The following is a 6,353-nucleotide window of genomic DNA, read 5'->3' as shown; positions in this document are numbered from 1 at the left end:
GGCCGTACCCCTGTCGGTGGTACGGCCCGCGTCCATGGGGGCGATTCCGTGCGCCCCTTGGGGTTGCTCCTGGCGTGTCGTCAGCCCGCGTTGTCGGACTTGGTGGCCAGCGACAGCCGGCACTTCTTCGCGGTGTGGGAGCTGTCCGCCTTGAGCCCGGTGACCTTGATGGTCTTCTCGGAGCCGCCCGCCACGGACGCGTCGGACTCCACCCCGGTGGTCACGACCTCCTCGGAGCTGTCCACGAAGCCGACCAGCAGCGAGTAGTAGGCCGTGCTGGAGCCGGAGTTGCTGAGCTTCACATTGGCGTAGGGCTTGCCGCCCGAACCCCAGCCGCAGGTGCCCATCTTGGCGTCCGGGGTGACCAGGCCGGAGCCGCCGGTGGGGGAGTCCGACGGCTCGTCATACGGGTCGTCGGTGGGCTCCTCGGTCGGCGCCTGGGTGGGCTCCACCGGCAGTTGGGCCATGCCCTTGCCGATCGCCGCGCCGCCCTTGCCGTCCCCGGCCGACGAGCCCCCTCTGCCGGAGCCGCACCCAGCGGTGGCCGCGAGTGTCGCGGTCACGACAATGCTGGTGGCGAGGGTGAGCTGTTTCCGGGACACGGGAACCGCCTTTCGGGGAGCGCGCACGGCGGCGTGCCGCGCGGCATGTCTCCCCTTACGGTATGTCGGGCAGGTCTCAACTCGGGAAAGACTGGTACCCGATGACCTCTCGATCTTGCCCATATGAGGCCCAGTGGACTATACCTGTCGCCCCAGGGGGAAGGCCGCACCGCGGCCCATATCGGAGGGCCTCGGCGGGTCATCCGCTCTCCCCGGCGTACACCCAGCAATACTCCGCTTGACGCTTCAACTGACCCGCGGTGTCGGGCCCCTCGCCGGAGGCGAGTATGTACGGGAGACCGTTACACCGCCTGAGTCCTGACGAAGGCGAGGACTTGAGCATGGGATCCACCTCAGATGTCGGCCGTCGCGATCTGATCAAGCGCTCGGCGGCGCTCGGATTGATCACCGTGCCCGCGATGAGCGCGCTGTCCGCCTGTGCCAGTGGCGGTGACGACGACTCCAAGAAGGTCGACAAGGGCAAGAAGAGCGCCAAGAACCCGCTCGCGGTCAATGAGAGCGCCGCGCTCGACGTCGTCATCTTCGACGGCGGCTTCGGCCAGCAGTACGCCAAGGACGCCGAGGCGGAGTACGCCGCGGCCTTCCCGAAGACCAAGGGCAAGGTCAAGCACGCCGCCACCCAGAAGATCCAGACCGTCCTCCAGCCGCGCTTCAACGGCGGCACCCCGCCGGACCTCGTCGACAACTCCGGCGCCGAGCAGATGGACATGGGCACCCTGGTCGCCAAGAACCAGCTGACCGACCTCACCCCGCTGCTGGACGCGCCCTCCCTCGACGACCCGAACAAGACGGTGCGTGAGACGCTGCGCCCCGGTGTCGTGGAGATGGGCCAGTTCGACGGCAAGCCGGTGTGGATCCTCTACTACGCCTACACGGTCTACGGCGTCTGGTACTCCAAGAGCAATCTCGCCAAGCTCGACGTGGAGTACCCCGAGACCTGGGACGACATGCTCAAGGTCTGCGAGAAGGCCAAGAAGAAGGGCATCGCGGGCTGGACCTACCCCGGCAAGTTCCCCTACTACCTGCCGTTCAGCCTCTACCCCTTCATCGCCAAGATCGGCGGCCGGGAGGTCCTGGACGCGATCGACAACCTGGAGGCGAACGCCTGGAAGCACCCGGCCGTCAAGGCCGCCTTCGAGGCGTACTACGAGCTCTACAGGAAGGGCTACATCCTCAAGGGCACCCCGGGCCTGACCCACATCGAGTCCCAGACCGCGTGGAACCAGGGCAAGGCGCTGTTCATCCCGAACGGCTCCTGGGTGGAGAACGAGGCGAAGAAGACCACCCCGAAGGACTTCCAGATGGCGGTGGCCGCGCCCTCCAGCCTGGACAAGAGCGACAAGCTGCCGTTCGGCACCCTGTGGGCCTCCGGCGGTGAGCCCTTCATCGTCCCGAAGTCGGCGAAGAACCCCCAGGGCGGCATGGAGCTGCTGCGGATCATGCTCGGTGAGAAGTCCACCAAGAACTTCATCAAGCAGGTCTCCTCGCTCTCCTCCCTCAACGGCGGCACCGAAGGGCTCAGCCTGCCGCCGGGTCTGGCGTCGGCGCAGGAGGCGCTGACCAAGGCGGGCAAGAACGTGGTCAACCCGCGGCTCCAGGACTGGTACGTGACGCTGCAGAAGCAGCAGATCGGCGTCGGCGCGCTCGGCGAGATGATGGCCGGCCGGATGACCCCCGCCGAGACGATCAAGAAGTGCCAGAAGTTCGCCGATGACACGGCGAAGGACGACGCCGTCAAGAAGTACAAGCACGTCTGATGAGGCTCCACGCGTCGCCGGCGGCATTATCCGTAGGGGAAGACCGAGGTCGGTAGAAATGCAGCATGGGAAGTACCGGTTCATCGCGGGGTTCCTGGCCCTGCCGGTGATCCTTTACGCGGTCTTCGTGATCTCGCCGTTTGTCCAGGCCATCTACTACTCCTTCACGGACTGGACGGGTCTGAGCTCCGACTTCAAGATGGTCGGGTTCAAGAACTACGACTGGCTGCTGCACGACGACCTCTTCTGGAAAGCGGTCGGGCACAATGTCGTGCTGCTGCTGGTGGTGCCGCTGGTGACGCTCGGCCTCGGGCTCTTCTTCGCCTTCATGCTCAATGTGGGCGGCCGGGGCCGTAAGAACGCGGCGGTCTCCGGGGTGCGCGGGTCGGGCCTGTACAAGGTGATCTACTTCTTCCCGCAGGTGCTGTCGATCGCGATCGTCGCCCTGCTGTTCCAGTTCACCTACAACCCGCGCAACGGCGCGATCAACTCCTTCCTCGACGGAGTCGGCCTGGACTCGCTCGAGCAGCAGTGGCTGGCCGATCCGAAGCTGGCGCTGTGGTGCCTGATGGCGGTGATGGTCTGGAGCAACGTCGGCTTCTACGTCGTCCTCTTCTCCGCCGGGATGAGCTCCATCCCGAGGGACTTCTACGAGGCGGCGCTGCTCGACGGGGCCAACCGGGTCAAGACCTTCTTCAGGATCACCCTGCCGCTGCTGTGGGACACGGTCCAGACCGGCTGGATCTATATGGGCATCATCGCGCTCGACGCGTTCGCCGTGGTGCAGATCATGACCGTGGGGCCGGGCGGCCCCGCCGACTCCACCCAGGTCATGGGCTACTACGTCTACACCAAGACCTTCCACGACGGGCAGGCCGGACGGGCCACCACGATCGGCGTCGCGATGCTCATCGTCACCTTGATCTTCGCGGTCATCGTGACCAGGCTCGGCCGGCGCGAACGCCTGGAGTACTGATGCCGATCACACCGACCGCACCCGGCCACCGCCCGCGATCTGGGGGTACCACATTGAACCCTCCCCCAGCGGAAGCAGGGGGATTCCTGGCTCAGGAAGCCCAGCAGGTCAGCGACCGACAAGGTCTTACTCCCTCAACACCAGCCGGGACGGAACCTGCCCGGTCGCCCGAAAGCATTGAGTTGCGCCGACTTGGTTCTCGCTCGGCACGTTGTGCGAGCTTGGTTCTCGCAACGCACGACACGCACCTTATCCGATCGTATGGGGGGTATTTCGCCCCGGAGGTGAAATACCATTCTTTGCCCTGCTCTGCAGGGGTTCGATTCCTCCCCCGCCTGAAGGCGGGGGCATCTTCGAAGGAGATCAGGTGACCTCGCACGCAGAGCCCTCGGAGCTCCCGGGCGTCACCAAGGAGGACGAGGCACCGGCCACCGGGCCCGTCCGCAAGCAGCCGCCGGGCTTCACCCCCGAGGGCCGGATCGGCAACGAGGGCAAGGTCCTCAACGTCTTCTCGCACGGCATCCTGGTGGTCTGGGGACTCCTGGTCACGCTGCCGCTGCTGTGGGCGGTGATGAGCTCCCTCAAGACCGACAAGCAGATCTTCACCTCGCCCTGGGGACTGCCGTCGGCCCTGCACTTCGACAACTGGACCAGGGCCTGGAGCAAGTCGAACATCGGCGACTTCTTCCTCAATACGATCCTGGTGGTGGGCTGCTCCCTGATCGGGACGATGCTGCTGGGCTCGATGGCGGCGTACATCCTGGCCCGCTTCGAATTCCCGGGAAAGCGGTTCATCTATTTTATGTTCGTCGGCGGGATGAGTTTTCCGATCATCCTGGCGCTGGTGCCGCTGTTCTTCGTGATGAAGAACATGAGCCTGCTCAACACCTTTCATGGGCTCATTCTGGTCTATATCGCCTATTCGCTGCCGTTCACGGTCTTCTTCCTCACCTCGTTCTTCAAGACGCTGCCGTCCTCGGTCGCGGAGGCGGCCCTGATCGACGGGGCGTCCCATACCCGGACGTTCTTCCAGGTCATGCTGCCGATGGCGAAGCCCGGGCTGATCAGTGTGGGGATCTTCAACTTCCTCGGGCAGTGGAATCAGTACATGCTGCCGACGGTGCTCAACACCGATGAGGACAAGCGGGTGCTCACCCAGGGTCTGGTGCAGCTCGCGGCCAGCCAGCAGTACAAGGGCGACTGGTCAGCGCTTTTCGCCGGTCTGGTGCTGGCGATGCTTCCCGTACTCGCCGTCTATATCCTCTTCCAGCGGCAGGTCCAGGCGGGTCTGACCGCGGGCGCGCTCAAATAGGAGTCAGCCGTTCACCTGCGGATGACGCCTCGCGGGCGTGAAAATCGGGTGTGGGGCTGTCCGCCGACGCCGATTGATGTTTGGGCCGTGAGCCCGCATAGGAGTCTGGTGAGGGAGCCGTCCGAGGGGCCGCACACTGTCGCCTTGAGCACGCCGATCAGCTTCTCCGCCACCCCTCAAGGCTCCCCGGGCAGCCCCGCTCGCACCACTTCGACAGGGGGGCATCATGGAGGAGTCGGGAGAAGACCACGACGACGGAACGGTCGCGCGGGTCGCGGCGATCGACATCGCGAAGGCGTCCGGCATGGTCTGCCTGCGCGTTCCGCACGACACCATCGAGGGCCGCCGTGTCCAGAAGGTCTGGACGGTCGCCTCGACCACGAACGCGATCCTCGAACTCGGCGACACGCTCATCTGCCAAGGTGTCGAGCGGGTGGTGATGGAGGCGACAGGCTCGTACTGGCGTCCGTTCTTCTACCTGCTGGAAGGCCGGGGACTGGACTGCTGGCTGGTCAATGCGCGGGATGTGAAGAACGTCCCCGGCAGGCCCAAGACCGACAAGCTGGACGCGGTCTGGCTGGCCAAGCTCGCCGAACGCGGCATGGTCCGCGCTTCGTTCGTACCGCCCAAGCCGGTCCGGCATCTGCGGGACTTCACGCGGACCCGCACGGTGTTCGTCCAGGAACGCACCCGGCACAAGCACCGGGTGGACAAGGCCCTGCAGGACGCGCAGATCAAGCTGTCCGATGTCGTCTCGGACCTGTTCGGCGTGTCGGGACGGGCCATGCTCGACGCCCTGGTCGCCGGCGAACGCAATCCCCGCGCTCTCGCGGATCTCGCCCAGGGCAGCCTCGTCAAGAAAAAGGCGGCCCTGACTGAAGCCCTGACCGGACAGTTCGAGGACCACCACGCACGACTGCTGGGCGTACTGCTGAGCACCGTTGACCATCTCGCCGCCCAGATCGACAAACTCGACCGGCTCATCGCCCAGACCCTGGAAGAGGTCACCACCTCACACGACGCCCCGGCCGGCACCAGCACCGAACCGGCCGCTGACGGGGTGACCGCCCGGGTCCTGGCCGAGCGACTGGACGTCGTCCCCGGCATCGGACCGGCCACCGCGCAGATCATCCTCGCCGAGATCGGCACGGACATGAGCCGTTTCCCCACCCCCGAACACCTTGTCTCATGGGCGAAGCTGTGTCCCAGGACCATCCAGTCCGGAGCAAAGAACAGCGCGGGCCCGGCCGGGCAGGGAAACCCCTGGCTCAAAGGGGCGCTCGGGGAGGCTGCCAACGCCGCCGCCCGCACCGACACCTTCCTCGGCGCCCGCTACCGGCGCATCGTCAAACGCCGCGGACACGCCAAAGCGCTGGTCGCCGTCGCCCGCTCGATACTCGTCATCGCCTGGCACTTGATCAACGACCCCGGTGCCTCCTACCAGGAACTCGGCGCCGACTGGCATCAGCGTCACCTCAACCCCGCCCGCAGAACCCGCGACCTCGTCCGTCAGCTCCAGGCCCTCGGCCACCAGGTCACCCTCGAAACCACGACCGTCTGACCGACCCCACCCCGACATCCGGTCCGCAAGCGGCCCGGATGCTGCCGCCTGCCCTCCCGGAGATCGATTTTCCGTTCAGCACCTCGCAGAGGTACCTCACCGAGGGCTTTTCACGGCCCCGTCC

5 protein-coding genes are annotated in these 6,353 nt (G+C 65.9%); 4 read left to right on the top strand and 1 reads right to left on the bottom strand.

The genetic code is table 11. From position 1 onward, the window contains the following. Positions 1-80 precede the first annotated feature (80 nt). Positions 81-602 carry a hypothetical protein gene (locus tag ACFXB5_RS24935; protein ID WP_385211634.1) on the bottom strand — a complete coding sequence of 174 codons (522 nt, stop codon included), beginning with the start codon at positions 600-602 and terminating at the stop codon, positions 81-83. Between the two features lie 341 nt (positions 603-943). On the opposite strand from ACFXB5_RS24935, the gene ngcE reads away from it, so the two are divergent. The 4 genes from ngcE (at position 944) to ACFXB5_RS24915 (ending at position 6,229) form a co-directional block, all read left to right on the top strand. Then, a complete protein-coding gene (gene ngcE / locus ACFXB5_RS24930; protein ID WP_385211632.1) occupies positions 944-2,380 on the top strand; it encodes an N-acetylglucosamine/diacetylchitobiose ABC transporter substrate-binding protein in 1,437 nt (478 codons plus the stop codon). Positions 2,381-2,438: 58 nt separating this feature from the next. Continuing rightward, a complete protein-coding gene (locus ACFXB5_RS24925; protein WP_385211630.1) occupies positions 2,439-3,356 on the top strand; it encodes a carbohydrate ABC transporter permease in 918 nt (305 codons plus the stop codon). A gap of 478 nt (positions 3,357-3,834) precedes the next feature. Next, positions 3,835-4,668 (top strand): carbohydrate ABC transporter permease, encoded by an 834-nt coding sequence (locus tag ACFXB5_RS24920; RefSeq protein WP_385211671.1) that lies wholly within the window; start codon positions 3,835-3,837, stop codon positions 4,666-4,668. A gap of 226 nt (positions 4,669-4,894) precedes the next feature. After that, positions 4,895-6,229, top strand: coding sequence for an IS110 family transposase (locus ACFXB5_RS24915; RefSeq protein ID WP_385211629.1), 1,335 nt, complete (start codon positions 4,895-4,897; stop codon positions 6,227-6,229). Positions 6,230-6,353: the final 124 nt, after the last annotated feature.

The organism is Streptomyces sp. NPDC059455 (genome assembly GCF_042750115.1).
Taxonomy (GTDB): Bacteria; Actinomycetota; Actinomycetes; order Streptomycetales; family Streptomycetaceae; genus Streptomyces; species Streptomyces endocoffeicus.
This window is presented reverse-complemented; position numbering and strand designations above follow the sequence as displayed.

Bases quoted from the DNA above. Each gene is read 5' to 3' on its own strand.
- ngcE (WP_385211632.1), top strand. From the start codon at position 944: ATGGGATCCACCTCAGATGTCGGCCGTCGCGATCTGATCAAGCGCTCG.
- ACFXB5_RS24925 (WP_385211630.1), top strand. From the start codon at position 2,439: ATGCAGCATGGGAAGTACCGGTTCATCGCGGGGTTCCTGGCCCTGCCG.
- ACFXB5_RS24915 (WP_385211629.1), top strand. From the start codon at position 4,895: ATGGAGGAGTCGGGAGAAGACCACGACGACGGAACGGTCGCGCGGGTC.